The 25,151-nt window shown below is 70.5% G+C and carries 17 protein-coding genes and 3 CRISPR repeat arrays; of the genes, 2 read left to right on the top strand and 15 right to left on the bottom strand.

Going from position 1 to position 25,151, the window contains the following annotated elements; all coding sequences use genetic code 11:
• Positions 1-92: 92 nt before the first annotated feature.
• Positions 93-866 carry a GntR family transcriptional regulator gene (locus tag ACZ4W5_RS20775; RefSeq protein ID WP_465656060.1) on the bottom strand — a complete coding sequence of 258 codons (774 nt, stop codon included), beginning with the start codon at positions 864-866 and terminating at the stop codon, positions 93-95.
• A 332-nt stretch (positions 867-1,198) separates the two neighbouring features.
• On the opposite strand from ACZ4W5_RS20775, the gene ACZ4W5_RS20770 reads away from it, so the two are divergent.
• Entirely contained in the window at positions 1,199-2,002 is an 804-nt protein-coding gene (locus ACZ4W5_RS20770) for an exodeoxyribonuclease III (RefSeq protein WP_465656058.1), read from the top strand.
• A 465-nt stretch (positions 2,003-2,467) separates the two neighbouring features.
• A CRISPR array of direct repeats spans positions 2,468-3,288; the repeat unit is 28 nt; unit sequence ATCGACCCCGCGCTCGCGGGGGTTGCTC.
• A 718-nt stretch (positions 3,289-4,006) separates the two neighbouring features.
• On the opposite strand, the gene cas2e is transcribed toward ACZ4W5_RS20770, so the two are convergent.
• The 8 genes from cas2e to cas3 form a co-directional block, all read right to left on the bottom strand.
• Positions 4,007-4,285, bottom strand: a complete 279-nt coding sequence (cas2e, locus tag ACZ4W5_RS20765; protein ID WP_465656057.1) for a type I-E CRISPR-associated endoribonuclease Cas2e — start codon at positions 4,283-4,285, stop codon at positions 4,007-4,009.
• Positions 4,282-5,304, bottom strand: coding sequence for a type I-E CRISPR-associated endonuclease Cas1e (cas1e, locus tag ACZ4W5_RS20760; RefSeq protein WP_465656056.1), 1,023 nt, complete (start codon positions 5,302-5,304; stop codon positions 4,282-4,284). The genes cas2e and cas1e overlap by 4 nt, the downstream gene beginning before the upstream one ends.
• Positions 5,305-5,307: 3 nt before the next feature.
• On the bottom strand, positions 5,308-6,081 hold the full coding sequence (gene cas6e, locus ACZ4W5_RS20755; RefSeq protein ID WP_465656054.1) for a type I-E CRISPR-associated protein Cas6/Cse3/CasE: 774 nt from the start codon (positions 6,079-6,081) through the stop codon (positions 5,308-5,310).
• 4 nt (positions 6,082-6,085) lie between these two features.
• Entirely contained in the window at positions 6,086-6,931 is an 846-nt protein-coding gene (cas5e, locus tag ACZ4W5_RS20750; protein ID WP_465656053.1) for a type I-E CRISPR-associated protein Cas5/CasD, read from the bottom strand.
• Positions 6,931-8,076 carry a type I-E CRISPR-associated protein Cas7/Cse4/CasC gene (cas7e, locus tag ACZ4W5_RS20745; protein ID WP_465656052.1) on the bottom strand — a complete coding sequence of 382 codons (1,146 nt, stop codon included), beginning with the start codon at positions 8,074-8,076 and terminating at the stop codon, positions 6,931-6,933. The genes cas5e and cas7e overlap by 1 nt, the downstream gene beginning before the upstream one ends.
• Before the next feature lie 56 nt (positions 8,077-8,132).
• Positions 8,133-8,735: a type I-E CRISPR-associated protein Cse2/CasB gene (gene casB, locus ACZ4W5_RS20740; protein WP_465656050.1), complete on the bottom strand. Its 603-nt coding sequence runs from the start codon at positions 8,733-8,735 to the stop codon at positions 8,133-8,135.
• Positions 8,725-10,461, bottom strand: coding sequence for a type I-E CRISPR-associated protein Cse1/CasA (gene casA, locus ACZ4W5_RS20735; RefSeq protein ID WP_465656049.1), 1,737 nt, complete (start codon positions 10,459-10,461; stop codon positions 8,725-8,727). Before casA ends, casB begins: the two co-directional genes overlap by 11 nt.
• A gap of 230 nt (positions 10,462-10,691) precedes the next feature.
• The gene (cas3, locus tag ACZ4W5_RS20730) at positions 10,692-13,586 is read right to left on the bottom strand and encodes a CRISPR-associated helicase Cas3' (protein ID WP_465656048.1); all 2,895 of its coding nucleotides are present in this window, start codon (positions 13,584-13,586) and stop codon (positions 10,692-10,694) included.
• A gap of 173 nt (positions 13,587-13,759) precedes the next feature.
• Positions 13,760-15,488: a CRISPR direct-repeat array (repeat unit 28 nt; unit sequence GTCGTCCCCGCGCTCGCGGGGGTTGCTC).
• 592 nt (positions 15,489-16,080) lie between these two features.
• On the opposite strand from cas3, the gene ACZ4W5_RS20725 reads away from it, so the two are divergent.
• On the top strand, positions 16,081-16,230 hold the full coding sequence (locus ACZ4W5_RS20725) for a hypothetical protein (protein ID WP_465656047.1): 150 nt from the start codon (positions 16,081-16,083) through the stop codon (positions 16,228-16,230).
• Between the two features lie 1,439 nt (positions 16,231-17,669).
• Positions 17,670-18,861: direct repeats of the CRISPR family, unit length 37 nt; unit sequence GTTGCGATCCTCGGCCGCCCCGGAGGGCGACCGCCAC.
• Positions 18,862-19,001: 140 nt separating this feature from the next.
• Here ACZ4W5_RS20725 and cas2 read toward each other — a convergent pair.
• Genes cas2 through cas5c form a run of 6 tightly spaced genes read right to left on the bottom strand, consistent with a single transcriptional unit; the run spans position 19,002 to position 24,398 of the window.
• Positions 19,002-19,292, bottom strand: a complete 291-nt coding sequence (gene cas2 / locus ACZ4W5_RS20720) for a CRISPR-associated endonuclease Cas2 (protein ID WP_465656045.1) — start codon at positions 19,290-19,292, stop codon at positions 19,002-19,004.
• Positions 19,292-20,326, bottom strand: coding sequence for a type I-C CRISPR-associated endonuclease Cas1c (gene cas1c / locus ACZ4W5_RS20715; protein WP_465656044.1), 1,035 nt, complete (start codon positions 20,324-20,326; stop codon positions 19,292-19,294). Before cas1c ends, cas2 begins: the two co-directional genes overlap by 1 nt.
• The gene (gene cas4 / locus ACZ4W5_RS20710; RefSeq protein ID WP_465656043.1) at positions 20,323-20,988 is read right to left on the bottom strand and encodes a CRISPR-associated protein Cas4; all 666 of its coding nucleotides are present in this window, start codon (positions 20,986-20,988) and stop codon (positions 20,323-20,325) included. Before cas4 ends, cas1c begins: the two co-directional genes overlap by 4 nt.
• Positions 20,985-21,878 carry a type I-C CRISPR-associated protein Cas7/Csd2 gene (gene cas7c / locus ACZ4W5_RS20705; RefSeq protein WP_465656042.1) on the bottom strand — a complete coding sequence of 298 codons (894 nt, stop codon included), beginning with the start codon at positions 21,876-21,878 and terminating at the stop codon, positions 20,985-20,987. The genes cas4 and cas7c overlap by 4 nt, the downstream gene beginning before the upstream one ends.
• A gap of 53 nt (positions 21,879-21,931) precedes the next feature.
• A complete protein-coding gene (gene cas8c, locus ACZ4W5_RS20700) occupies positions 21,932-23,710 on the bottom strand; it encodes a type I-C CRISPR-associated protein Cas8c/Csd1 (protein ID WP_465656040.1) in 1,779 nt (592 codons plus the stop codon).
• 4 nt (positions 23,711-23,714) lie between these two features.
• On the bottom strand, positions 23,715-24,398 hold the full coding sequence (gene cas5c, locus ACZ4W5_RS20695; protein ID WP_465656039.1) for a type I-C CRISPR-associated protein Cas5c: 684 nt from the start codon (positions 24,396-24,398) through the stop codon (positions 23,715-23,717).
• Positions 24,399-25,151 lie beyond the last annotated feature (753 nt).

The following is a 25,151-nucleotide window of genomic DNA, read 5'->3' as shown; positions in this document are numbered from 1 at the left end:
ACGGGCAACATAGGCCCCAACGGCCGCGACCCGGGCGCCAGTTCGGCGGCCGGGTCGCGGTCCGAGGGTGTCGGAGAGTGTCGGAGAGTGGTTCAGGAGGCGGTGCGGACCTCGGGGGTCGCGCCGACCGGGGTGACCTCGACCAGGCCGGCCTCGCCGAAGGTCAGCTTGCAGGTGTCCGCGCGGTAGGTGGCGACGGCGAGGGCCACCAGGCGGCCGGCGGCGGCGTACTGAGTGGTCATGACCAGCACCGGGGTGCCCGGGGGGCGCTCCAGCAGCAGGGCCTCGTCGGCCTCGGCGACACCGAGCTCCACGGCCCGGGACTCGCCGTCGACCTCCAGCCGCTCCAGCTGGCGCAGCACCGAACGGGCGCGGTCGCTCTCGGCGCGGAAGCCGGGCAGGTGCGGCAGGGCGGACGCGGGGACGTGCAGCGACTCGGTGGCCATCGCGCGGCCCTCGACCAGGCGCACCCGGCGGACGGTGTGCACGGTGGCGCCCTCGGCGACGCCGAGGTTCTTGGCCAGCTGCGCGGAGGCCGGGGCGGTGGTGCAGTCCACCGTGCGCCAGGACTGGCTGCGGCCGGCACCGGGCCAGCCCTCCTCCTGCCGGTTCACCGGGACGCCGACCCGCGGGGCGGCGATCAGCGTGCCGATCCCCCGGCGGCGGACCAGGCGGCCCTCCAGCTCCAGCTGGTCCAGGGCCTGGCGCAGCGTGGCACGGGCCACACCGAAGCGGGCGGCAAGCTCGCGCTCGTTCGGGAGGACCTGGCCGGTGGAGAACTCCGAGTCGATGGCCCGCAGCAGCACCGTGCGCAGGTGCCAGTACTTCGGTTCCGGCACCGCCGAAAGCTGTCCTGTCGTCCCCACCGTGTCCTCCACCTGGTCTTGTCCGCCCTACGACGAGGAGGGCGGATCCCGGGCCCGCTGCCCGCTGTTGCGGCAGGTGGGAGAGCGGGCCTTTATCCGTCCTTCTTTATTAAAGGTCCTTGCAGTAAGTGACCCTAGGTGCTCCCTCCGGAGATGGTCAAGACCAATGGCACGGCTTGATGGGACCGTCGCGAACATTCATGCCACGTTCACGACAGCCCGCTCCGACAGCCCGCTCCGACCGGCCGCCGGCGGGCCCCGCCCGCCCGCGCGCGGGCCGCGGCCGCGCGTCACGCTTCGGTGCGTGCGCGCCCAATGGGTAGGCTGCCCGGGTGATCGTGGTGACGAGTGTGAACGTGAACGGAATCCGGGCGGCGGCCAAGAAGGGCTTCGTCGAGTGGCTGGCCGGGACGGAGGCGGACGTGATCTGCCTCCAGGAGGTGCGCTCCGAGCCCGGGCAACTGCCCGTCGAACTGCGCGACCTGGACGGCTGGCACGCGGTCTGGGCCCCGTCGGTGACCAAGGGCCGGGCCGGCGTGGCGATCCTCTCCCGCCGGGAGCCGCAGCGCAGCGTGATCGGATTCGGCTCGGAGGAATTCGACAATTCGGGCAGGTACGTCGAAATCGACCTCCCGGGCCTCACCGTCGCCAGCCTCTACCTGCCCTCCGGCGAGGTCGGCACCGAGCGCCAGGACGAGAAGGAACGCTTCATGGCGGAGTTCCTCGTCCACCTCACCGCCCTGCGCGCCCGCGCCGCCGCCGACGGCCGCGAGGTCGTGGTCTGCGGCGACTGGAACATCGCCCACCGCCCCGAGGACCTCAAGAACTGGAAGGCCAACCAGAAGTCCGCCGGCTTCCTCCCCGAGGAACGCGCCTGGCTCTCCCGCGTCTACGACGAGGCCGGCTACGTCGACGTCGTCCGCGCCCTCCACCCCGACCGCACCGGCCCCTACTCCTGGTGGTCCTACCGCGGCCGCGCCTTCGACAACGACTCCGGCTGGCGCATCGACCTCCAGGTCGCCACCCCGGGCCTCGCCGCCCGCGCCACCGACGGCCGCATGGAACGCGCCGACACCCACGCCGAGCGCTGGTCCGACCACGCCCCGGTCACAGTGGCCTACGACCTGGACAACTGACCCACACACGGCCGCAGTTGATCTGCAACCCTCAGAGGCAGCCCCAACCTACGTTGCCCCCGGCCCAGCCACACGAGGCCGCGATCCCACCCAGCCGATCCGTCGCGGCGCCCCTCCCCACGGGCGCCGCGACCGTCCACCACCGGGACGGCCTTGTGCCACCACCCCGGGATCAGCCGGGTTGGCTCTTCACCTCCGCCGGCCAACCCCTCCTGGCCCGGCGAGGCGTGGAGCGCCACAGCACAACCCCGCCAACCCGGGGGCGGTCGGCCGACTGCCCGCAGCCCTCATCCATCGCCCGACCTCCACGTGCGAGTACGCTTCGAGAGCGCAGGACACGGCACTGACAACTCGCCTCGGAGGATGGAGAGATGACGACAATGCGCCACCTCCCCTACGGGCTGCCACACGATCGCACTGAATCAACCCGCCCCCTCTGACACCAATCGCCGCAGGTCAGCAAGCATCGACCCCGCGCTCGCGGGGGTTGCTCCGAGCTGGGGCTACCAGAAGGCCACCGTGCACTATCGACCCCGCGCTCGCGGGGGTTGCTCGGCGATGGCGTCGGCCAGTGCTCGGCATGCGCGATCGACCCCGCGCTCGCGGGGGTTGCTCCCAGCCCCTCGACCTCGACGCCATCCAGGCGGAATCGACCCCGCGCTCGCGGGGGTTGCTCCGGTCTGTGGACCCTGGACCGGGCCCGTGCGGAATCGACCCTGCGCTCGCGGGGGTTGCTCGACGTGCCAGCCGGGGCCGGGCATCCAGCCCTTATCGACCCCGCGCTCGCGGGGGTTGCTCCCTCGACCTCACCGACCCCGACCAGCACGCCCTATCGACCCCGCGATCGCGGGGGTTGCTCCTTCGGCTGTACTCCTCGGAGTTGGAGAGGAGAATCGACCCCGCGCTCGCGGGGGTTGCTCTCGCTGTGCGGCCGCCTACGGGCCGATCTCGGGATCGACCCCGCGCTCGCGGGGGTTGCTCCGGTCTCCTCGGGGTGGTCTGGGCATGCGGCGGATCGACCCCGCGCTCGCGGGGGTTGCTCTCGCCCAGAAGATCCGCCGTGCTGTTCCGCAGCATCGACCCCGCGCTCGCGGGGGTTGCTCGGAGTACCTGACCGCCGTGCGCTCCGAGAACGGATCGACCCCGCGCTCGCGGGGGTTGCTCCCGGACCCCCAGCGATGGTTCAGGGTCCGGAAAATCGACCCCGCGCTCGCGGGGGTTGGTCCACCTCGACCAGTCGATGGCCGCCTACTCACCGATCGACCCCGCGCTCGCGGGAGTTGCTCCCGCGGTCCCCAGCGCCGGGTGGTGTCCATGTGGTCGGGCCCGCGCTCGCGGGTTGCTCTCCAGCCTGACGAACTGAGGCCCTGCAGCAGAAGTCGGCCCCGGTGGCGTCCGCGTCGCGGATGGAGCAATCCCCGCGCGTGCGGGGCCGACTACCTGGCCGAACCCGGCGTCGTACAACTCGCGGAGCAATCCCCGCGCGTGCGGGGCCGACGGACACAGGCCGAGCTGCAGACCGTCATCGCGGGAGCAATCCCCGCGCGTGCGGGGCCGACAGGAAGACCCCGATCAGGACGCCGACCAGCATCGAGCAATCCCCGCGCGTGCGGGGCCGACGCGGAGAGCGCCAGGCCAGATGCCGCCGCTCGGGAGCAATCCCCGCGCGTGCGGGGCCGACGGTGGATGGGCCGCCCTGCTCCTGGGGCTGATCGAGCAATCCCCGCGCGTGCGGGGCCGACATCGAGGCCCTCACCGCGGAGCTGCTGCCCGAGGAGCAATCCCCGCGCGTGCGGGGCCGACATCGAGGCCCTCACCGCGGAGCTGCTGCCCGAGGAGCAATCCCCGCGCGTGCGGGGCCGACGACCGTCCGTCCGCCGAACGGTCACTGCGACCGGAGCAATCCCCGCGCGTGCGGGGCCGACGCCTCGTACACGTCACGGGCAAGGAGGGGCCAGGAGCAATCCCCGCGCGTGCGGGGCCGACACTTCGTGACCTCCGGGTTTAGCGGCGATTGCGGGCCGAGAGAATCAGTCCGTCGAAGTCGACAGGCTTCCAGCGGTCCTTGCCGGCGGTGCGGACGGTCCAGCCTTGTTCGTTGGTGGCAGGTTCGACGAGGACGGCTTGGCCGTCGCCGATGCGGGTGGCGAGGAGGTCCCAGAGGCGGTCTCGGATGCGACGGCTGGGGGTGCCGACGAAGACGCCGGCGTTGACCTCGACCATCCATCGGGTGAGGTGGCCGCGCAGGCCTTCGGGAGCTGCGATGAGGATGATGACGGTCACGGGTTGCTCGTGTCCTGGGTGAACTCCGGGCCGATGATGGCCAGGTGTTCGTCGCCCATACCGGGGTCGGATATGGAAGGCGTCGGTGTGCCCTCGGTGCCCGACCAGTTGACACCGCCCTGTACTGCGCCCACGCGTTCATCCCAGAGTTCGTTGACCTCGACGTCGGGCATGTCGGTGCCGTCCGGACTGAGGAGGGTCTTGACGTCGTGGACGATACGCCCGAGCAGCTTGTCCTGGGCGATGCGGTCGCGCAGGCCGAGACGGGCGTCGCGTTCCTCGGTGTGGCCCTGCTGGGCGAGGTCAAAGGCAAGGGGGATGGTGTACTCGGCCTTGTAGAGGTCGGCGATGTCGAGGACGAACGACGTCGCCAGTCCGGTATGGACGAAGCCGAGGCCGGGGCTGACCCCCAAGCCGGTGATGACCGCGTGGCAGATCCCGTAGAGCGCGGCGTTGGCCGCCGACAGAAGGCGGTTGAGGTCGTCGCCCGCGGCGTAGGCGTCACCGGCCTTGTAGACGCGGCCGTTCCAGGGGACGCCGGTTCGCCGTGATTCGGCCTGGTAGAGCTTGCGGATACGGGCACCCTCACGGCCACGCAGCTGTTGCATGGTGGCGGTGCCGACGTCCTCGCCGGGGAACCGCATGCGGTACATGTTCCGAGCGACGGCCAGGCGTTCCTTGGTACGGCTGACCAGCCACGCCTGACGGTTGAGGAGGCCCGCGCCGCGACTTGGGCCGAGCCCGGCGGCGTACATACGCACGCCTTGCTCGCCGACCCAGCACACGGTGGTGCCGGAGTCGGCGAGGAGGTTGACGGCGCCGTGGGTGATGCGGGTCCCGGGGCCGAGGAGCATGACCGCGACCATGGCAGCGGGGACGCGGACGGTCTCGCGTTTGTTGATGACGACGACGGCGTTCTCGTCGCGGTCGATGTGGCTGCGCTCGACGTAGACGCTGGAGACGCGGTCTGCGAGGCGGTGCAGGTCGTGCGGGTGGGCCTTCCACCAGATGTCGGCCATCGGTCAGCGGGCTCCGGTCGGGAGCGGGGCGAGGGTGAGCAGGCCGCAGCCGTAGGCCTTGGAGGGGCCGATACCGCCCAGGAGTGCCGCCTGCAGGAGGCCGGGGTCGGTGATGCGCAGGTGGCCTTCAAAGGTGGCGGTGGTGAGGGTGACGGGGGTGCGGGTGCCGGGCTTGGTGAAGGTGCTGCGGCTGCGGTCGGTGATCCTCGCCTCCCGGGCGGGCGGGGCGCCGACCGGGGTATCTGCGGTAGATGGTTCGAGGCCCGGCGCGGGGTGGTCGGTCCGGGCCTCGGGGATGGTGAAGCCCCACCGGGCGGTGCGGTCCAGGAACCAGGTGAGCTGCTGGGCGGCAGTGCGGTGGGCCATGCGGTACGAGCGGTGGTGGAGCTCCGCAGCGGTCTTGGTGCGGTGCGGGCTCGCCTTGTCGGGCTTGGAGGTGTTCTGGACGGGGCTGGCCTTGAGCCGGAAGGCGAACTCGCGGCCGACGGCGAGCTGGGCGATCAGCGGGCTGTAGTCGCGGATCGCGTAGTGCTCGCCTTCGGCGTCGGGCCACCCGGCCTGTTCGACGATGTGGGTCCAGTCCGGCTTGGAGGGGGTGAGAACGAGCAGCATGGGGCGACGCGGGTGGTCGGCGTCCAGGCGCCACAGGATCCGGTCGCCGGGGGCGGTGTCAGGGATGCCCGCCATCACGGCGCCGTGCAGGGCCCGGGGGTTGGCGAGCAGGTTGCGGCTGGCGGCGCGCAGGGGGTTGATGCGGACACGTGAGAGGTAGGTCATCTGGTCACCAGCCCAGCAGGGCGAACGGGTCATGGCTGCCGGCTGCGGCGGCCGGTTGCGTAGTTGCGGCGGACGAGTCGAGACCGGTGGGGACGTTGAGCCAGGTGTGGCGGATGCGCCGGGTGGAGAAGGCGCGTTCGCGGGGCGAGAAGGAGCGCGGGACGTCCTGCAGGGTGTCGTCACCCGAGGGGTCGTCGAAGGTCGCGGCGAGGTCGATCCGGTGCGGGGAGAACGGCTCCGGACCCCGCTGCGCGTGCCGGCGGTAGGCGTTCCTCGCGGCTTCGCCCGCCTGCCACGGCTCCTCTGCCAGGACGTCCTCCAGGGTGGCGTCGCGCACCTCGCCGAGGGCGATCGGCTGGGTAGGGACGCAGGATCTCCGGCCGAGGGCCAGCGGGAAGGCGGGGCGGCGGATCGCCTCGGCCAGCGTCGTGACGAGAGCGGCTGGGCCCTGGACCGCGGCGGTGAACACCGCGTCCTGCAGGTAGTACCGGTGGGTGACGTGGGTGTCCTTGGCCGGGGAGGTCGACTTCTGGACGCCCTTGGCGTTGACGCCGGCCTGCGGCAGTGGCCGACCCCGGTAGTCGCTGACGGTGTGGTAGTCGCGCAGCAACGTTCCGGGCTGGTCGATGCGCACACCCAGGCGCAGCCCGACCAAGTCGGTGAGGTCCGCCTCCCGCGGGTATCCCGCCGCGGCGGCGAGCAGTCCGACAACTCCGGACTTGGTCGGCTGGGGCGGCGTGTCACGGCGGTTGAAGGCGCTGCGCTCGCCCCAGGACTGGAGCGGAGCGGCCAGGCGCAGTACGAGGACCGCCTGCTCCGGGGCCGGTGCGTGGGTGGGGTCGGCGGACATCAGTTGTCGTTCACCCGCTCGGTGAGCACGGTTCGCAGGCCGTCGCGCAGATCGGTGAAGGTGCGGTTGGTGCCGAACGCCTCCGCCAGCTTCTGCCCGGTCTGGTCGGCGTCCGTGTCGGTGCCGAGGGTGTGGCAGATGCCGACGTACAGCGGGGTGTCGCCCCACTGCTCGGTGGCGGTGGCGAACTCCACGGCAAGGCGGCGCGCGGACTCGGCGACGATGCCCCGGCCGGCCGGGACGGCGTTCTCGTACGCGGAGACGAGGTTCACGGGCTGGTCGGCGCGGACGACGACGGCCACCAGGCTGGGGCGGGTGCGGTGGGCGAAGGAGTTGCCATAGCCGGTGGGCATGGAGCGGGCGAAGGAGTCGACGAACAGGTCGACGGCGTCGACAGCGGCCTTGTCGTCGCCGAGGTTGCTGCGCAGCTGGTGCAGGCCGACGGTGGCGTAGCGGTACAGCGTGGCGGAGTTGAAGCCGATGGTGCCGATCATGCCGGCGCCGGTCTCCTCGGCGGTGTTCTCGTCGTCGACTGCCGTGTAGTAGTCGAACTCGAGTTCGGCGGCGTGGGTGGAGATGGCGTGGGCAACCTGGGTGGCGGCGTCGACATTCAGGCCGGGGATGTCGGCGACCATGCGGCCGAAGAGCGCGACATCGGCGGGGTGTCCGGTCTGCAACTGGTCCTTGACCGGCAAAGCCTTGACGGCCTCGTCGAGGGCCTTGGCGTCGAGGGTGGCGAGGTCGGTGGCGGTGTCCGCGACCAGGTCGACGATGCCGTCCAGTTGGCGGCGCCCGTAGAAGAGGAGGTAGGCGGTGTCGCCATCCTTCTTGCCGGCGGAGATCCCGGTCGACTTGATCAGGGCGTCGGCGATCCGCTGGGCGTCCTCGGCCGCGACGCCGGTGCGCTCGGCGATGCCCTTGGCCAGTTGGGCGGCGATCCGCTTGGTTCGGGTGGCGAGATCCTGCGGGTCGCGGCTCTCGGCGAAGTGGATGCGGGTGGCGCGCTTCCAAGCCTGGGACGAGACGCGGGAGCGGCGCTTTCCGCCGAAGTAGGCCTCCTTGGGGTTGCCGCTGTCGTCGCGGTTGAGGTTGGCCGGGGGGACGGTCTGCAGGATGTGCACGTCTACATAGAGCCGGTCGGTCATGCGCTTCTCCTCGAAGGATGGTGGTGCCGGTGGTGATGGATGTGCCGGAGTGCGGATCACACGGCAGGTGCCTGGTCCTTCCACGACTGATAACCGATGGCCCACTTGAGGCGGACCTGCGGGCGCCGGTCGGTGTGGTGCCAGGCCAGGATGTCGGCCATCAGGTGGTTGTAGTCCAACGGCTGCCCGACGGAGCGGAGTTGGGCGATCAGGCCACGCAGGTGGACCAGCAGCGCGGACACGCTGGTGGCATTGGCGAGTTGGGCGACTCGGGTGTCGAGTGCCTCCTCGCTGAACTTGCCACTGCGGCGCAGGGCTCGAAGCGCCTGACCCAGTTTGACGCCGCGGCGGTGCATCGGCGCGGACTGGCTCTGCTGGTGCAGGCCGTAGAGGGCCAGGGCGGCGTGCTCGGCCTTCTGCTCGTCGGAGACCTCGTCGCGAAGCGCGAGGAAGTCGTTGACCTCGCAGCTGTAGAGCGGCCACATCTTGGGACTGTCCATGACGGGGCGCCCGAGGCCGGAGCGCAGCGCCGCGAGGTCCTCTCCGGACGGTCGGCGTGGTTGCTTGGTGCGGGGGTCGATGCGCCAGGTGTGGTCGTGGGCGGTGAACTGGTCCCAGTACCGGCGCGGTTGGGCGGCGGTGGAGTGTTCAGTAGTCAAAGTCCGCTCCAGGGGCGGGGTCGGAGTCGATGGAGGGTCCCGTCTCGGCTGCCCGGGCGGCAGCGGCTGCCCGTACGGCGTCGGCGTGGCGGGGCAGGATCTCCTTGACCGTTCGTCGGAAGTTGGCGCCGGCCGTGCCGAGCCGGTAGGTCTGTGTCTTGCCCGCCTTTCCAGGCTGGTCGAGGGTGCGGCCGCCGAACGTGGTGGCGGGTGCGGCCAGGAGGAGCGCGTTCGCCACGTTCCACGCGTGGCGGTGGGCGAGTTGCTCCCAGGCGAGCCGGCCTTTCCCCAGGACGTCGTCGTCGGTGCCGGCGTCGCGTACGCCGGCGAGCAGGCGGCGCACCAAGGGGTCGAGGGCGTGCAGGAGGAATTCGCCGGGGCGCTGGCCCTTGTCCCAGGGGATGGGGTCGGTTCCGGCGGCCCGGCGCAGGTCGGCGGAGAGGTTGTTGACGGCCTGGGCAAGCCGTTCCGCCTGCTCGGCGACGTCCAGGAGCAGCTGGTGGGCTTCGCTTTCCTGGTGGAGAGCGAGCAGTGGCAGGGGGATGGTGTCGTGGATGACGTCCTCGACGACGGAGGACTGGGTGCCGTAGACCATCCCGAAGATCTCGACCTGCAGCGGGTAGTCGGCGGGGAGTTGGTCGTCCTCTTGCAGGGCGCTGACCTCGTCGAGCAGGATGCTGGTCTCGAAGGCGCCGTCGGAGCTCCGGCGGGTGGGTGCGAGGAGGGCTTCCAGGCCGCGCCAGGCAGCCTTGCCCTGGCTGTGACGGCGGGGCCTGCGCTCGGGAGGGGCTGAGGCGGACTTCTTGACGGGCTTCTTCGCCGGCGCGGCGAAGGTCCAGGCGGTGTGAGGCTCCCTCTCGGGCACGGACGTCAGGCGGTCGCCGGCGCTGATCACCACCCGGGCGACCCTCAGCTGCCCGCTCTCGTCCCGGTGCGGGATGAGCCTGATCCGCCGGGCCTGCCACGTCCACAGGTCGAGGAGGCCGTTGGCCTTGCGGGGCTTCCACGCGGGTTGGTGCGGGCCCTGCAGCCACTGCGGGACGCCGAGGTTGTCGGGCGGGGTGAGCGGGAGGTTCAGCAGGAGGGTCTCGTACAGGGTGCGCCCGGTGGGGATGATGACACCGAGCTGGCCGAGCGGGCCGGTGGGGTTGCCGGTCGTCTTGCCCGCCTTGACCTGGTCGTCGCCGACGACCCCGGTCTTGATCGCCGCCGTGTCCCAGCAGTGGGCGTGTACGAGCCAGTGGGCAGCCTGGGCCGGTGTCAGATCGAGCGGGTCCGCGTCGGTGCGGCTGGCGAACAGCGGGACGTTGTTGCCGCTCGCTGCGGTCACCACGAGGGCGGCGGAGCCCTTCGTCTCGCCTTTGGCGGTGTGCAGCCCGGCGACCTGACCGAACGGCGCCTCGGGATCGAAGAGGTCGAACTTCGCGTGATGCTCGGCGAGGTAGGGCAGGAGCTTCTTGTCCAGCTCGTCCGTCGTGAACCCGCCTTTCCGGGCCAGCCGTTCGCCCTTCTCCTGGAGATCCTGGGGTACGCCGGTGGCGTGGGCGACAACGGGCAGCAGGACCTGGCGCAGGACGGCCGGGAGCTGGGTGGAGAACTCGACCACGACGCCCTCGAGCTCGTGGGCCCGGGCCAAGGCCTCGGCGATCCCCAGCTTCACGGGAGGCCCGCCTCCGACGGGGCGTACCGTCAGCCACGGTTCGTCGACAAGGTTGTACCCAGGCACGCGCTGTTCTCCCAACTAGCCATGTTTAGCTTGTCGCTGGTTCATCGTGGCACCGGCGGATGCCTGTTGTGGGGTGAATGCTTGAATTGCCCCTCGGTCCCGCAGGTTGGTACGCGGGGATGGCCCCTGGCCGTGTTTGCCGGCCGGCCTCGGCGGCAAGTCGGCCCCGCGCTCGCGGGGGTGGGGGTCGTGTGGGCGGAACGGCACTGCGTCCGTTCCGCCCATGCGCTCTACCGGTACGGGTGAGCTCCGCTCACCACGAGGCCGAGCAGGTCGTCGTAGCGCAGCCGGAAGTCGCCGATGACCGCGGCGCCGTGCTCGTCGAGCTCGAGGGCCAGGCTGTGTCGCAGCCACGGATGGTCGCGCCAGCCCGACAACGGACCGAGCTCCTGCTCGGCCGCCACGGTCAGCTTGGTGGGGAGACGCACCGTCCCGGAGAGCACATCGTCCACCAGCTCGGCCGCGACCGTCCCGTTGGGGCCGAGCTTTCGGCCCGTCATCGCACGCAAAGCATCCGCGGTGCGGCCTACCAAGACGACCTCCACGCTCCGGTCCCCGTCGCGGACGAGCGCTTCGAACTGCCCCTCCGTCAGGCTGCCGTGGCTTCCGTAATGGAGGCCGGCCAGGGTCTGCGACCCGTGTTCCCCGGTGCGGGTCAGCAGGTACTCGACGGCCGCGTCGCGGCGCTCGTTCTGTCGTTTCTTCCACACCTGCCGTGCATCATCCTCCGCCTCGATCCAGGAGGCGGGGACGAGGGCGTCGGTGCCGTACACGCGGGCGACCAGATCCGGCACCTCACCGGGGATCTTCCACGTTCCTTCGTCGGCCGTCGCCGCCCGCTCGACCTCGGCCGCCGTGCGCAGCAGCAGGTAGCGGCCGTAGATCCCTTCGGAGGCGGGCAGGATGTTCGGCGCACCGTCACCGAGGTGGATACCGGTGACGACGACGGTGGGCCGGGACAGCAGGCGGGGGCGCCTCACGCCGTCATGGCGGTGAAGGCGTCCGATGCGCTGCAGCAGCAGGTCCATCGGTGCGAGGTCGGTGATCAGCAGATCGGCGTCGACATCGAAGGACTGCTCCGCGAGCTGGGTCGCGACAACGATCAGTCGGTCGGGGCGCTCGGTCCCTTCGGTCGGCGGTCCGAGGAGCCTCAGTACCTCCTGCGTACGGTCGGCTCGGTGGCCTGCGTGCAGGCGGCCGTGCAGAAGCCGGACGTCAGCGCCGAACTCCTCGCGGAGGGCCTCGAACGTGGACTGAGCGCGGGCCACGGTGTTGCGGATGACCAGGACGCATCCGCCGTCGACCAGGCACTCCTTCAGGAGGTCAACCACTGCGGCATCCGCCGGCCCGGCGTCGTCCCCCGAGGTCAGGGAATCGGTCAGCGTCGACGGTTCACCGAGCACCTCGACCCGCACCTGGAGGTCGTCACGCCAGGATTCGGTGCTCTCGACCAACAGCGCCAACTTCCCGCCGTGTGCCGACCAGGCCGCCGTCACGCTCGGATAACCCTGCGGCTCCGGAAGTTCCAGCTCCACCGAGGCCTCCGCCGACTGTGTTCCCGCCAGGTAGGCGGCGACCAGACGGCGCCGCTGGTCCGGCGGCAAGGTCGCTGACAGCAGCACCACTGGAACCCCGGCCTGCCCGAGCCACCACAGGCCCTCCAGCAGGAACTGCGACATGTAGACGTCCGCGGCGTGGACCTCGTCGAGGATCACGACCTTGCCCACCAAACCGGCCATCCGGAGCATCACGTGCTTGGTGCGGGTCGCGGCGTACAGGAGCTGGTCGATGGTGCCGACCGCGAACGGGCTCAGCAGGCCACGGCGACGACCGAGGAACCACTCGGCGGGAGCCCTGCGTTCGCCGCCCTCGCAGCCGCCGAAGCGGTCGGCCCGCATTCCGAACTCGTCTTCGCCCACCGACGCGAAGGGGCCGTCGGCGTCCTGTCCCCACTCCCCCGCGCCCTCCAGCAGGGCGCGCCACTCCTTGTTGAACATCCGCTTGCCGTGCAGCAGCGCGACCTGGTCCTCCAGCCCGTCCCCGACCTTGCGCAGCCACGACCGGACCTGGGTGAACATCGGGTCCGCGGTCGCCTGGGTCGGCATGCCCAGGAACACCCCGTCCGCACCGTGACGCGCGGCCATCAACTCGGCAGCCGCCAACGCCGCCTTCGTCTTCCCCTCCCCCATCGGCGCCTCGACGATCACCAGGCCAGGCCCGCCCATCCGACGCACCACGTCCAGGACCAACTCCTGGGACGGCCGGGGTCCGTGGTCGAATCGGTCTCGGAACGCCTCAGGGCCCGGCTCCGCCAACTTTCCCCACCCACCGCGCAGTTCCAGCCTCGACCACGCTGCCGCGGCCCGCTGGCGCGCCTGGGGCATCGTCACCCTCGCCAGATCGGACTCGCCCGTGAAGTGCCGCTCGTCGCTGGCGATCCAGTCCGCCATCACCACGTACCCGGACAGCTGGAGCTGCACCGCGCGGCTGGGCACCAACGCGGGTTCGACGGCAGCAAGCGCTGACTCGCCCTCGTAGCCGAGCTCCCGGGTGAACACCTCCACCAGCGCCGCCTGTGCGAGCTTCCAAGGCGGGCTGGATCCCTGCAGCTTTTCGTTCTTCCTCGGCGGACTCAGCTGCCCCAACGTCGGGATCAGCCCGTGATGGCCGGCGACCAACGGCCACACCCAGCCGACCTGCTCCTTCGACCACTTCGCTTCGGTGAGCAGCGCCCTCAGCACGCGGGCGCCTGCTCTGTCGTGCCGCCAAGGCACTCCTTGCACCGCATACTTGTCCCAGCTGAGCCCCGCTTGACGGACCACGGCCGCACCGGCTGCATCGAGCTGCTGAAACACCGGCGTGGCCTTGCCGCAATCGTGGATCCCGCACAACCAGGCGAACAGACGCCGTCCCTTGCCCGCACCACCCGCCAGAGCGTCCAGACGCCACCGCGTCACCTGCGGCAGGTAACGGTCCCAGACCACCTCGGCCACCGCGGCAGTGTCCAGCATGTGCGACAGCAGGAGGTTGGCAGTCCCGCCGGCCCGCTCCGCGGACTTGCCCCACAAGGCACCCAACCAACCCCTGACCTCGGGCGGGTACCACTGCCAACGGTCCTCGACCATCGTCCCGACCTCCATGTGCGAGTACGCTTCGGGAGTCTAGAACCCAGCACTGACAACTCGGTTCATAGCAAGGAGAGAGATGGCGGCAATCATCAGCTGCCCCGGCGGGCCGCCATCCGATCGAACTGAATCAACCGGCGCCCTCTGACACCAATCGCCGCAGGTCAGCAAGTGTCGTCCCCGCGCTCGCGGGGGTTGCTCCTCCACGGGCGAGATGTGCACGTGCATTTCTCAGTCGTCCCCGCGCTCGCGGGGGTTGCTCTTCATCCAAGAAACCATCATGACGTTGGAAAAGGTCGTCCCCGCGCTCGCGGGGGTTGCTCCAGCCGATCTGACCCGCCCTGCCCCTTGAACCGGTCGTCCCCGCGCTCGCGGGGGTTGCTCCGGCGTGGTCCGCAGTGGTGGCGGAGGCCCGTGGTCGTCCCCGCGCTCGCGGGGGTTGCTCCGACTCGGTGAAGTCCAGGATGGCTCGCTGGCGGTCGTCCCCGCGCTCGCGGGGGTTGCTCCCGGACGGCCCGCGAGGCCATGGCCCTGACGGCGTCGTCCCCGCGCTCGCGGGGGTTGCTCCTTCACCGCCCAGAGCCTTGCCGCCGTCATCGTGTCGTCCCCGCGCTCGCGGGGGTTGCTCGGCCGACGCGATCACCACCATGGCCCAGCACCTGTCGTCCCCGCGCTCGCGGGGGTTGCTCCCCCACCCAGACGCACGAGCCGGAAGACGAGGAGTCGTCCCCGCGCTCGCGGGGGTTGCTCCCAGAACAGAGACACCGAGCGACTTGAACCACAGTCGTCCCCGCGCTCGCGGGGGTTGCTCAGCGTGGGCCATCTGTCGCAGGTGGCGCGCACACGTCGTCCCCGCGCTCGCGGGGGTTGCTCCTCGTGCGCACCCTGGCGCTCGTGGAGCCCGGGGGTCGTCCCCGCGCTCGCGGGGGTTGCTCCACGGTGGTGTCGCCGACGGTGATGCACAGGGGGTCGTCCCCGCGCTCGCGGGGGTTGCTCCGTGCGCCCGGGACCGGTCACCTACGGCCGATTGTCGTCCCCGCGCTCGCGGGGGTTGCTCGAGGCCACCCCTCCGGCGAGCCGCGCGGGGGTGGTCGTCCCCGCGCTCGCGGGGGTTGCTCCCCGTGTCGCTCGCCGACGACTTCCACGCCCTCGTCGTCCCCGCGCTCGCGGGGGTTGCTCCGCCTGGGCGGTCTCCTCCACGAGCTCCACCATGTCGGCCCCGCGCTCGCGGGGGTTGCTCCGAGGACCTCGATCTCGCCGGCACCCTCACCGAGTCGGCCCCGCGCTCGCGGGGGGTGCTCCGTCCGCAGCGGCATCCCGCTCGGCCGCCTCCAGTCGGCCCCGCGCTCGCTGGGGTTGCTCCAGCTCCATCTCCGGCGCCGGCATCGAGGGCTCGTCGGCCCCGCGCTCGCGGGGGTTGCTCCCCCCGGTATTGAGGAGCACCATTGTGATCAAGGTCGGCCCCGCGCTCGCTGGGGTTGCTCGGCGACCTCGGCGGCCTCGGCGGCGTCGGCCCCGCGCTCGCGGGGGTTGCTCCGTGAGCGTCAACGTCACCAACCGCAGCCGCTGGTCGGACCCGCGCTCGCGGGGGTTGCTCCTTCTCCTGACTGTAACCGAGAGCCGTACGGCGGTCGTCCCCGCGCTCGCGGGGATTGCTCCGGCCTCATCCCGCCCACCCTCGACCAGCTCGGGTCGTCCCCGCGCTCGCGGGGGGTGCTCGACGGTGAACTTTGTGCCGCACATTCTTGGAAGGTCGGCCCCGCGCTCGCGGGGGTTGCTCCGAGGAGCCGCCCCTGTTCGCCATAGACCCCGAGTCGTCCCCGCGCTCGCGGGGGTTGCTCCTGGTTGGAGGCCTGCGGGTCGTCCGAGAAGCCGTCGGCCCCGCGCTCGCGAGGGTTGCTCCTCCCCAGAGTCATCGAAGTGCCCCGCGGCCGCGTCGGCCCCGCGCTCGCGCGGGGGGGGAGGGGGGGAGTTGCTCCGAGGTCAAGCCGGGCATGCGGCCCGTCAACGCGTCGGCCCCGCCGCGCTCGCAGGGGTTGCGTCCGAAGCGGTACTCGGTGCCACACGCCTCAACCGGTCGACCTCACTCACACGAGGTACTCCCGGACCATCGGCCAGCAGCGCGCGCGGTGTTAACTCCTCATGCCTCAAGGTTGCGTGTTCAATTCTCTCGGCCCAGCATCCAGTCAACAGGCATCTTGGGTAGATACGCTATGAGCAATGTCGGAACCGCGCTCGCGGAAATCGCTCCACGGTAGCCCAGCTTCGCACAGGCGAATCGCTGTTGGCCCCGCGCTCGCGGGGATCGCTCATCGACGGTCGGGCTATTGCAAGGACACGGCCACCGCAGCACTGACTGCACAACACGGTCGCCCACCTCCGAACAGGAGCTACATCTCAGTTGTTTGACTAACCATCAGCGCTCCAACCCGACCGCCGGCTAGCTGGTACTGTGCTTCACGGCGCACCGTTCGCTCCGCGAAGGGAGGTGATCATGAAGCGACTGATTACCAAGGTTAGGGAAGCTGTCAGGCGCAACCTGGGCCACGAGCCTCGGGGCGCGCATTGGCTGGTCTACGGCAAGGACGCAGCCGTGTTGGCCCACGCGCTGGCCGGAATCGCCGTTTACCTGCACCACTGGTAGCTGGCCCCGAGGCTTCATGATTTCCGTTGGGGGCCGTTTCGCGCCAACGGGGCGGCCCCTGACACGTCTTAAACTACCCTGAACTCTGCATGTGTGGACAGTGCTTGCCACTGCGAGCCCTATCATCGGGGTGCAGGTCCACCGTCACATTAGCCTTCACACTCTCCTTGGTGACCGATCGCTCGTCTATGGTCACCTAGACGCGGCCGACTCCTCGCGCTTCCACGGCGTGACCTCCGCCGAGACGTCCAGATCCTCGAAGGAACCCACGATCTCTCACTCCTTCGAGAGCGTGCGCCGGTCGCCGACGACGCCTGCACCATGTGCCCATGTCCCCGTGCGTGTCCGACACACGCGAACCAGCGGCGGCCCGAACCGGTGCCAACGCCGTCACGCTGCTCACGCGAGAACCTCTTTCGAGAAGGCGTCTATCCGCTGGAGGATTGATCTCCTGACGGCCAGTCAGAAACTCGCGGACACCTGCACCAAGGCGTACGTCGAGCGCCCCGCCTCCCACGCCGAACGCTGGTCCGACCACGCACCGGTAACAGCCGTCTTCGACCTCACCCAACTCCCAAAGCACTGAGGGAAGATCGGGCAACTCGCTCCAGCTGCCGCGAGGCCGGCGCGCTGCTCATCCAAAGCATCGGCCGAGGCTGCAACTTGCCTGCCACTGGGCTGGCGGCGATCCGTTCTTCTGAGTGAAAGTCAGCCGACCTCCGGGAAACGACTCGTTTTGTAAAAGTCAGGAGGGAGCAGCCAGCGTTCAGGGAGACCGTCAACCCATCGGGGTTGCGGCTTCCCGCTCTCGGGTGTGGCCCGCCGGGCCACGAGCTGACTGAGCAACCCGCCACCGTGTTTCCCTCACCAGCGGCACGCTGGTCCATCGCCTTACTCTCCACGACATCCCCAGCCTCCCAACCCGGGCCACCGCCCTCGCTTTGACTCCCGCCACCGCGACCGCGCGCCGTCAACCCCGCTCTCCGCACGTACTCAGGCACTGTGGCACAGCTCCACGTGTGACAAGGACCCGAGCAGCTGGCACCCGCCGCTGCATTCGATCTCGGCACGCCAGTCTTGCGACCTTCTACCGCCCGGAAATGCGACCGCCATGCCATGGGGTGCTTAACTTGCCTGCATACGCTGAGAGTTGTGATCCTCGGCCGCCCCGGAGGGCAACCGCTACGACTGCATCCTGGCGGATCACCCGCCATTACGCCCGTTGCGATCCTCGGCCACCCCGGAGGGCGACCGCCACGAGCATGCCCAGCCCCGCGGCCCCGTAGCCCACGAGTTTGCAATCCTCGATCGTCCCGAAGGGCAACCCGCCACGGGCTCGCGAGCGACCGCACCGCGTACGACCATGTGCTGCGATCCTCGGCCACCCGGGGGGCGACCGCCACGCTCGGCATCGGTGACGCCGGCGACGAACTCGGAGGTGTTGCGATCCTCGGCCGCCCCGGAGGGCGACCGCCACGTCGTCGCCGGGATCATGCGGGCCGGGCTCTGGGGGTTGCGATCCTCGGCCGCCCCGGAGGGCGACCGCCACCGGGCAGTGCCACCACGCCGGCGGCCGCCATGACGTTGCGATCCTCGGCCGCCCCGGAGGGCGACCGCCACCGGACAGGAACCTCAGGACGTCGTCCAGGTCGAGGTCGTTGCGATCCTCGGCCGCCCCGGAGGGCGACCGCCACGTCCAGCGCGATATCCGGATCGGTGGTCCAGCCGTTGCGATCCTCGGCCGCCCCGGAGGGCGACCGCCACGGCGAGAGCCGCTTTGCCGAGCATGCCGGTCTTGGCGTTGCGATCCTCGGCCGCCCCGGAGGGCGACCGCCACTCCCGGCGTCCTACTTCCACGCCACGGCCACCACGTTGCGATCCTCGGCCGCCCCCGAGGGCGACCGCCACGAGGCGATGGCGAGCGGCCGGGGCAGGCCGACGTCGTTGCGATCCTCGGCCGCCCCGGAGGGCGACCGCCACCCGCTGCAGACGGAGCTGTCGCAGTTCGCGCAGTAGTTGCGATCCTCGGCCGCCCCGGAGGGCGACCGCCACCTGGGTCCGCTCGAACGGCGGAGCCGGGGCGGCGGTGTTGCGATCCTCGGCCGCCCCGGAGGGCGACCGCCACGCCGGAAGGCCCCGGTGGAGTCCGTTTCCCTAAGGAGTTGCGATCCTCGGCCGCCCCGGAGGGCGACCGCCACAGGCCGCGGCACCCGCACTGACCTCCGCTGACGACGTTGCGATCCTCGGCCGCCCCGGAGAGCGACCGCCACGGCGGCGGCCCCGGTGGTCAACGTGAGCGTCAACGCGTTGCGATCCTCGGCCGCCCCGGAGGGCGACCGCCACCTTGGGGCCCACGCCCGGCGCGGCCTGGAGGATCGTTGCGATCCTCGGCCGCCCCGGAGAGCGACCGCCACGGCAGGGTGGTGGGTGCGGCTGCGGGCGGTGACGACGTTGCGATCCTCGGCCGCCCCGGAGAGCGACCGCCACGAGGGCCGGCAAGAGGCCCCCTGGGAGGCCCAGGAGTTGCGATCCTCGGCCGCCCCGGAGAGCGACCGCCACAAGTAGCTGGCCTGGGAGGTCGCATCCGATCCGGTGTTGCGATCCTCGGCCGCCCCGGAGAGCGACCGCCACGGCACGTGACCAGGCTGGATTCCTCGTCCCGCGCCCATTGCTTGCATGCCACCTGCCGGAGAAGCTGGATAATTCCGGCATCGTGCTTCGGTGCGGTCCGCGTGACGTGTGTGCACTTCGGGTTCCGAAGGAGGTGGCTGTCACAGGACCAGGTCTTCGCGGTGTGGCTGCACCTGTGCGATTCCGAGGGTCTGTACGTCGTTGAAGCCGTTGTGCGGGAGCCGGTAGATCCTGATGCTGTCGGTGTCCGTGTCGATGGTCTTGCCGATGTCGTTCATGAGGTGCAGGAGGTCGATGTCGGTGGCGACGATTTCGAAGACCGACTTCTGGACTCGCAGTCCGTGTCCTTCGCAGAGTTTGGCGACTTTTCGGAGCCTGCGGCGGCCCGCTGGCGTGGTCGTGTCCACGTCGTAGGTCAGCAGGAGGTCCATCAGGCAGCCGTCCAGGGGAGATAGCCGGGCAGGTCGCCGCGGATGTGGCGGGCGAGGATGCGGCACTGGACGACGGGAAGAAGTGCTGCGGGGACGGCTCGTCCTGCGATCGGGTGTTCCCAGGTCTGTGTCTTCCAGTCCTGCCAGGCGGCGAGTACGGCCTTGCGGCCGTCTTCGGTGAGGTTGACCGCGCCGCCGGCGAGGTTGTCGAAGTGGTGGGCCTTGAGTTCGCGCCGGTTGAGGAGGGTGAGCGCGAAGCGGTCTGCCAGGACCGGCCGGAATTCCTCCATGAGGTCGAGCGCCAGCGCCGGTTTCGCGGGTCGCAGGCCGTGGAGGAATCCGATGTAGGGGTCGAGTCCGATCTGCTCGATCGCGCCGTGGACGAGGTTGCGCAGCAATCCGTAGGTGAAGGACAGGAGGGCGTTGACCGGGTCGGTGGGCGGGCGTCGGCTGCGGTGGGTGAACGCGGGGATGCCGTCTGCGGGACGGTGTACCTCGCGCAGTGCGCCGAAGTAGGTTCGGGCGGCGTTTCCTTCGATTCCCATCAAGGTGTCCAGCAAGTCGGCGTGTTGGGTCTCGGGCAGTACCTCGGCGAGTCTGGCGGCTGCCTCCCGGATTCGGGTCTGCTCGGCGGGCTGGGCGTCGCGGGCGGCGCGCAGGAGGATCCAGCGGCTGTTGCGGATCTTCCCGGCGACGGTGTTGCGTGCGATGTCCAGGCGCCTGACCGGATCGGCGTGGGTGCAGTGCTGTTGATGGCGCAGGAGGACGTTGCCGCGTACGGGGCCTTCGAGTCGTGCCTGGAACCGGCCTGCTCGAGTCATCCAGGTGACGGGGCGGCCGTCCTGGGCGCAGCGGGTGAGGAGTTCGGTGGAGAGGTTGATGTGGCCGTAGACGACGATGGCGTCGAGGCGGCGTAGGGGGAGGGTCTTGCGGCCTGGTGTGTCGGGGAGGTGGATGCGTAGGGAGTCCTGGTCAAGGCGTAGGTCGGTGCCTTGGGTTTGGACGTAGAGGGTGTTGAGGAGTTCGGTGGTCATGGGTCCGCGAGGTTTTCGTCTTGGGTGGTGTAGAGGGCGGTGAGGGCCTGCCGGTAACGGCGGGTGTTGGCGAGGATGGTGGGGATGCAGCTGGTGGCCATGGAGCAGCGTCGGCAGCGGTTGTCGGTTGCGGGGGGCGGTAGTTGGCCGGTGGTGAGGAGGGTGCGGATGGCGTGGGTGGTGGTGAGGACGCGCTGGTGGAGTTCGGGGGTGATGGTGATGGTGTGACGTCGGCGGTCGGTGGCGGAGTAGACGGCGGCTTGGGGTACGGGTCGCTGGAACATCTGCTGTAGGCAGATGGCTTGGGCGGCGGCCTGGACGTCGGCGGGGCCGCCTGGGTGGTAGCGGCCTGATTTGTGTTCGATGGGCAGGATGGTGCCGTCGTTGTGGAGTTCGATGGTGTCGCAGGTTCCGGTGAGGCCGTGGCCGTCGTGCCAGACGGGGAGGGCGTGGAGGGTGCGGGTGGTGGCGCGGCCTCGGTTGCCCGGGGTGTCGACGCGTTGGTGGAGCAGGGTGCCGCGGGTGGTGGCGGCGTCGTCGGTGAAGGCGTCTTCGAGGACGATGAGGGCGCACTGGCGGGGGCAGTAGGTGTAGTGCTCGAGCCAGGAGAGGGCGACTTGGGGTTGGTCACCGTCCCCTGGCCGTGGCTGGGGTTGGTTCATCCGATGAGCTTGGTGAGGGTGACGCCGGCGTCGGTGAGGTCGGTGTCGTCGATCTCGATGGAGCCGTAGTCGGTGATGCTCCGGGCGGTGGCGTCGCCGAGCTGCTTGATGCGGATGCGGTCGAAGAGGGTGTGGGAGGGTACGCGGCCGAAGGCGTCGTCGTGGGTGAAGACGTAGAGGCCGCGCAGGGCGAGGCTGCCGCGGGCGGAGGCGCGGTCGTGTTCGAACATGATCTGGAAGGCTCGCCAGAACATGTCGAGGTCGTCGTGGGTGACGCCGGTGCGGGCGGCGAGCGGGGCGCTGAAGTGTCCGCTTCCGCGGTAGAAGGCGTAGGGGACGATGTGCTTGGTGCCCATCTCGGTCTCCTTGCCCTTCTTGTCGTCGGTGGGGTTGTTGAAGGCGTCGACGTCTTCCTGCCGGGTGGGGGTGACGCGGGTGATGCCGATCTCCATCGGGGTGATCGGGTCGATGGAACGGGAGAAGGAGAGCTGGAGGGGGCCCTGGACACGGCCGGCGGGCTTCTTGCCGGTGCTCATGACGGCGCCGAACATGCGGACGTCGTAGAAGGTCTGGCACATCCAGGTGCGTGCGTCGGCCTGCTGGGTCTTGGCACCGAGGGCGGTGTAGGCGCGTTCGTGCTGGCTGTTGAGTGCGACGCCGGCTTCGACGTAGATGTCGTAACCCGGCTGGGGGTTGTGCTGGTTGAGCATGGCGACGGTGTTGCGGAGCTTGCGCTTGAGGGCGACATCGGTGATGAGGCCCTGGCCGGAGACGGGGTCGGTGCGGGGGCTGCCGCCGGCGTCGGGGTCGCCGTTGGGGTTGCTGTCGGTGGCCTCGATCAGGAACACGAAGTCGTGCTTGCGGGCGGGGTCGAGGTGGACGTCGGTCATCGCGGTGTTCTCCTGGCGGTGTTGGTCGGGTTGCAGGGGGTTCGGTGGGGTCGTCAGGGTGTCTGGTCGGCGGCGGTGTTGCCCACCTGGGCGGCCCTCGCGGCCTTGGCTGCCGCGCGGGCCTGGTTGTCTGCGGTGCGCTGCTGCTCGTAGCCGATGACGAAGCGGGCCTGCTCGCGTGGTGACAGGTGGGTCGGCAGGTCGTCGGTGAAGGCGGCGAATGCCTGCGACAGCCGTGCGTCCAGCGCGTAGTAGGCGGGTTTCCTGTCACGTCGCAGGCGCTTGAGGTGGGCGTTGGCGCCTCGGCGCAGGTTCGCCAGGACGGCGGCCGGGGCGGTCATCGCGGTTCCGAAGAACTTGTCGCCGATCGTGGCCTTCACGTCCGGCAGGGCCGCTTCCTGGACGGCTTCGAGGACGGCGAACGCGCGCCCGCACAGGTAGGCGGGGTCGGTGCTGTCGGGGTCGAGTCGCGGCATCGGGCGGTCCGTTCGGTCGTGGGAGCGGGCAAGGGTCAGGCGCAGCAGGGCGGTGCGCGGGGCGTCGAGATGGTGGTCGGCGCGGATGCGCTGGAGCAGGTGCGGGAGCAGGCGGGCGGGGGGTGGGGTGCGGTGCAGGGCGGTGTGGAGGAGTTCGCGTTCGATGCCGTGGGGGGCGGTGCCTTTGACGTACTGGGTGCCGTTGTGGCGGCCGGCGGCGAGGGCGAGGTGCCACAGCGGCAGGTAGCGGGTGGTGCCGTTCCAGCCGTCGAAGACGCCGTGGTCTTCGTACCAGGCGCCGAGGTTGGCTTTGACGGTGTCCAGGGGGACGTCGAGCCATTCCCGTACGACGGTGCGGGCGTTGTTGAGGCCCAGGGTGAGGGCGTAGAAGTCGTTGGTGTCGATGCGGGCGGCGGTGGCGGGGTCGGGGGTGGTGTGGAGGGTGTCGATGAGGTGGGCGATGGCGGCGGGGTCGGGGTTCGAGTCGTCGATGAGGTCGATGAGCTGCTGTTCCAGGGGCTCGCGCGTCCACCAGATCAGGACCGCGTCCGGAAGGGAGCGGCGGTGGGTGTCGGTGGCGAGGAGGCGGTTGAGGGTGGCCATGGCGCGGCTTCCGCAGCGGTCGCACACGGGGGTGTTGACGAGCTGGACGGCGCCGCCGCGGCCCTGGGCCGGTGAGTTGATGCTGACCAGCTGGGCCTCGTTGCTTCCGCCGGTGGAAGGGATGGCGCCCTTCTTCACCGGTTCGGGGATCGTCGACAGCAGGTCCCCCACCTGCCCGCAGACCAGGCACAGGTCCTGCCCGGTGCCGCCGGCACCTTTGCGTTCGCGCACGATGCGCGCCCACAACTCCCGCACTGAGGCCCGCTCGTGCAGCCACTGTCCGTCCATGACGACGGCGACCGTGTGCCGGGCGTCCAGCTCCGCCGGGAGGTCGATCGCGGTGATGCCCTGGGTGAGGACGTCCAGCAGCGCCCGGGCCGCGGGGTCGTCGGGCGTCGAGTCGGCCCAGCGGCGCAGCAGGGCGAGGTACTCGCCGTGGCGCCGCACGGCCTCGGCCAGGTCCTTCTCCCTCGGGCCGTCCGCCTCGGTGGCACCCCTTGCGCGGGCGAGGACGAACTCGGCGGTGTCCACCAGCAGGAACGGCGGCACTTTCGTTCCGGAGCGCTGCACGTAGGGCACCGCCTCGACGACCGCCTGGCCACGGGACTTGGCCGGAGGACGCCGATCGGACAGAAATGGAGCGGCACCCCCGGACGTGACCACCAGTGCCCAGTCGATCTGCCGGCGCCGGTAGAACTCGGGCGGCAGGTCCGTGATCCGCTCGGCCTGCTCGGCCAGTCGCTGCAGAAGCACCGGATCACTCCTGCCCGTCGGCGCGCCAGGGCCCCGACGGCATCGCCACCGCCCCAGCGGACAACGGCTCGTCCGGCACCTCCATCACCCCGTCCTCCAGCCGCGCCCTGAACCACCGGTAACGCTCACCCTTGGACGTGTAGACGATCGAGTGCAGCATCACCCCCAGCTCCTCACTGCGCCCGGCGAGCACCGGCGCCTGCGAAGCCGGGCCGAAGAACGCGCTGAACTCCCGGCACCCCAGGAACGGCTGCGAGAAACACGCGCCCCGGTCCACCCGGCGCCGCAGCTGCTCCCGGAACTTCTGCTCCGGCGCGTTCGCGTGCTCGGCCACGACGATCTGCGCGCGGATCCGATACGCCACATCTGTCAGCGCCACCGTGTTGCGCTGGTCCCGGTCCTCCTCGACGTCGTAGCGCGCCCCGGGCACCGTCTGCAGTTCCTGCACCTTCTTCGCGGTGACGACCGACTTCACCTCGTTGCGCCGGATCTGCATCCACCGCACCGGCTTGAGCACCTCGATCGCCCGCACCACATATCGGAACTCGGGCTTCCAGTAGATCGCCTCCAGAACACCCACCGCGGCGGAAGGGGTCATCACCGGGTAGCTGACCCGCTCCGACTTCAACTCCGGCCTGGTGAAACACGCAAGAGGCCCCCACACCTCCACCACCAGGTCCGGGAACACCCAGCCCTCGTTCCCCCGACGCCGCGCAAGACCGCGCCTCGCCTCCACCGCGGCCCCTCTTCCAGCCATCCCGGCACCCCTTCAGACAGCAGACATGACACAGCATCAGGTTTAGCCCGTGTCGCAGCGACCCTAGACGGCACCACCGACAACCGGGCCCGCACCCCGAGACGCCAACCCCCGTACAGATCACAGCAATTGATCGGCACCGATCAACAACCGCCAACAGAATGACCTGCTACCACGCCAGCCCCACACGAAAGCCCGAAAGAGACTGAACCTGACCGATGCCCCAACTCAATTGATCGATCTGAGACATATGCAGGCGACCGCCGTCACATCGAGCAAGTGCTCACCGTTGCGGTCCTCAGCGGCTCTGGAGGGCGACCGCCACCCGGGCGGTCTCGGCGGGCGCGTTGTCGAGTGCGTAGTTGCGATCCTCGCTCGCCCCGAAGGGCGACCGCCACAGGCACGCGCGCTGCGGAAGGCCCTCACGCTGCTCGTTGCGATCCTCGGCCGCCCCGGAGGACGACCGCCACGCCGGGCCGGACCGGAGTCCCCTTCCAGTCGTCGGCGTTGCGGTCCTCGGCCGCCCCGAAGGGCGACCGCCACCGGCCGCCTGTCCAACAGGACCGTCCTAGACCCCGTGGTCCCGCAGAGTGGGGGGGGGGGGGGGGGGGGGGGGGGGGGGGGGGGGGGGGGGGGGGGGGGGGGGGGGGGGGGGGGGGGGGGGGGGGGGGGGGGGGGGGGGGG

The sequence above is a fragment of the Kitasatospora sp. NPDC029367 genome (assembly GCF_055569135.1).
The sequence above is the reverse complement of the archived record's forward strand: the minus strand, read 5'-3'. Positions and strand labels throughout refer to the sequence as shown.

What these genes read in the sequence shown, in the direction of transcription:
- cas1e (WP_465656056.1), bottom strand. Translation starts at nt 5,304, where the DNA reads ATGGCCGACATCTGGTGGAAGGCCCACCCGCACGACCTGCACCGCCTC.
- cas6e (WP_465656054.1), bottom strand. Translation starts at nt 6,081, where the DNA reads ATGACCTACCTCTCACGTGTCCGCATCAACCCCCTGCGCGCCGCCAGC.
- cas5e (WP_465656053.1), bottom strand. Translation starts at nt 6,931, where the DNA reads ATGTCCGCCGACCCCACCCACGCACCGGCCCCGGAGCAGGCGGTCCTC.
- cas7e (WP_465656052.1), bottom strand. Translation starts at nt 8,076, where the DNA reads ATGACCGACCGGCTCTATGTAGACGTGCACATCCTGCAGACCGTCCCC.
- cas3 (WP_465656048.1), bottom strand. Translation starts at nt 13,586, where the DNA reads ATGGTCGAGGACCGTTGGCAGTGGTACCCGCCCGAGGTCAGGGGTTGG.
- ACZ4W5_RS20725 (WP_465656047.1), top strand. Translation starts at nt 16,081, where the DNA reads ATGAAGCGACTGATTACCAAGGTTAGGGAAGCTGTCAGGCGCAACCTG.
- cas2 (WP_465656045.1), bottom strand. Translation starts at nt 19,292, where the DNA reads ATGGACCTCCTGCTGACCTACGACGTGGACACGACCACGCCAGCGGGC.
- cas1c (WP_465656044.1), bottom strand. Translation starts at nt 20,326, where the DNA reads ATGACCACCGAACTCCTCAACACCCTCTACGTCCAAACCCAAGGCACC.
- cas4 (WP_465656043.1), bottom strand. Translation starts at nt 20,988, where the DNA reads ATGAACCAACCCCAGCCACGGCCAGGGGACGGTGACCAACCCCAAGTC.
- cas7c (WP_465656042.1), bottom strand. Translation starts at nt 21,878, where the DNA reads ATGACCGACGTCCACCTCGACCCCGCCCGCAAGCACGACTTCGTGTTC.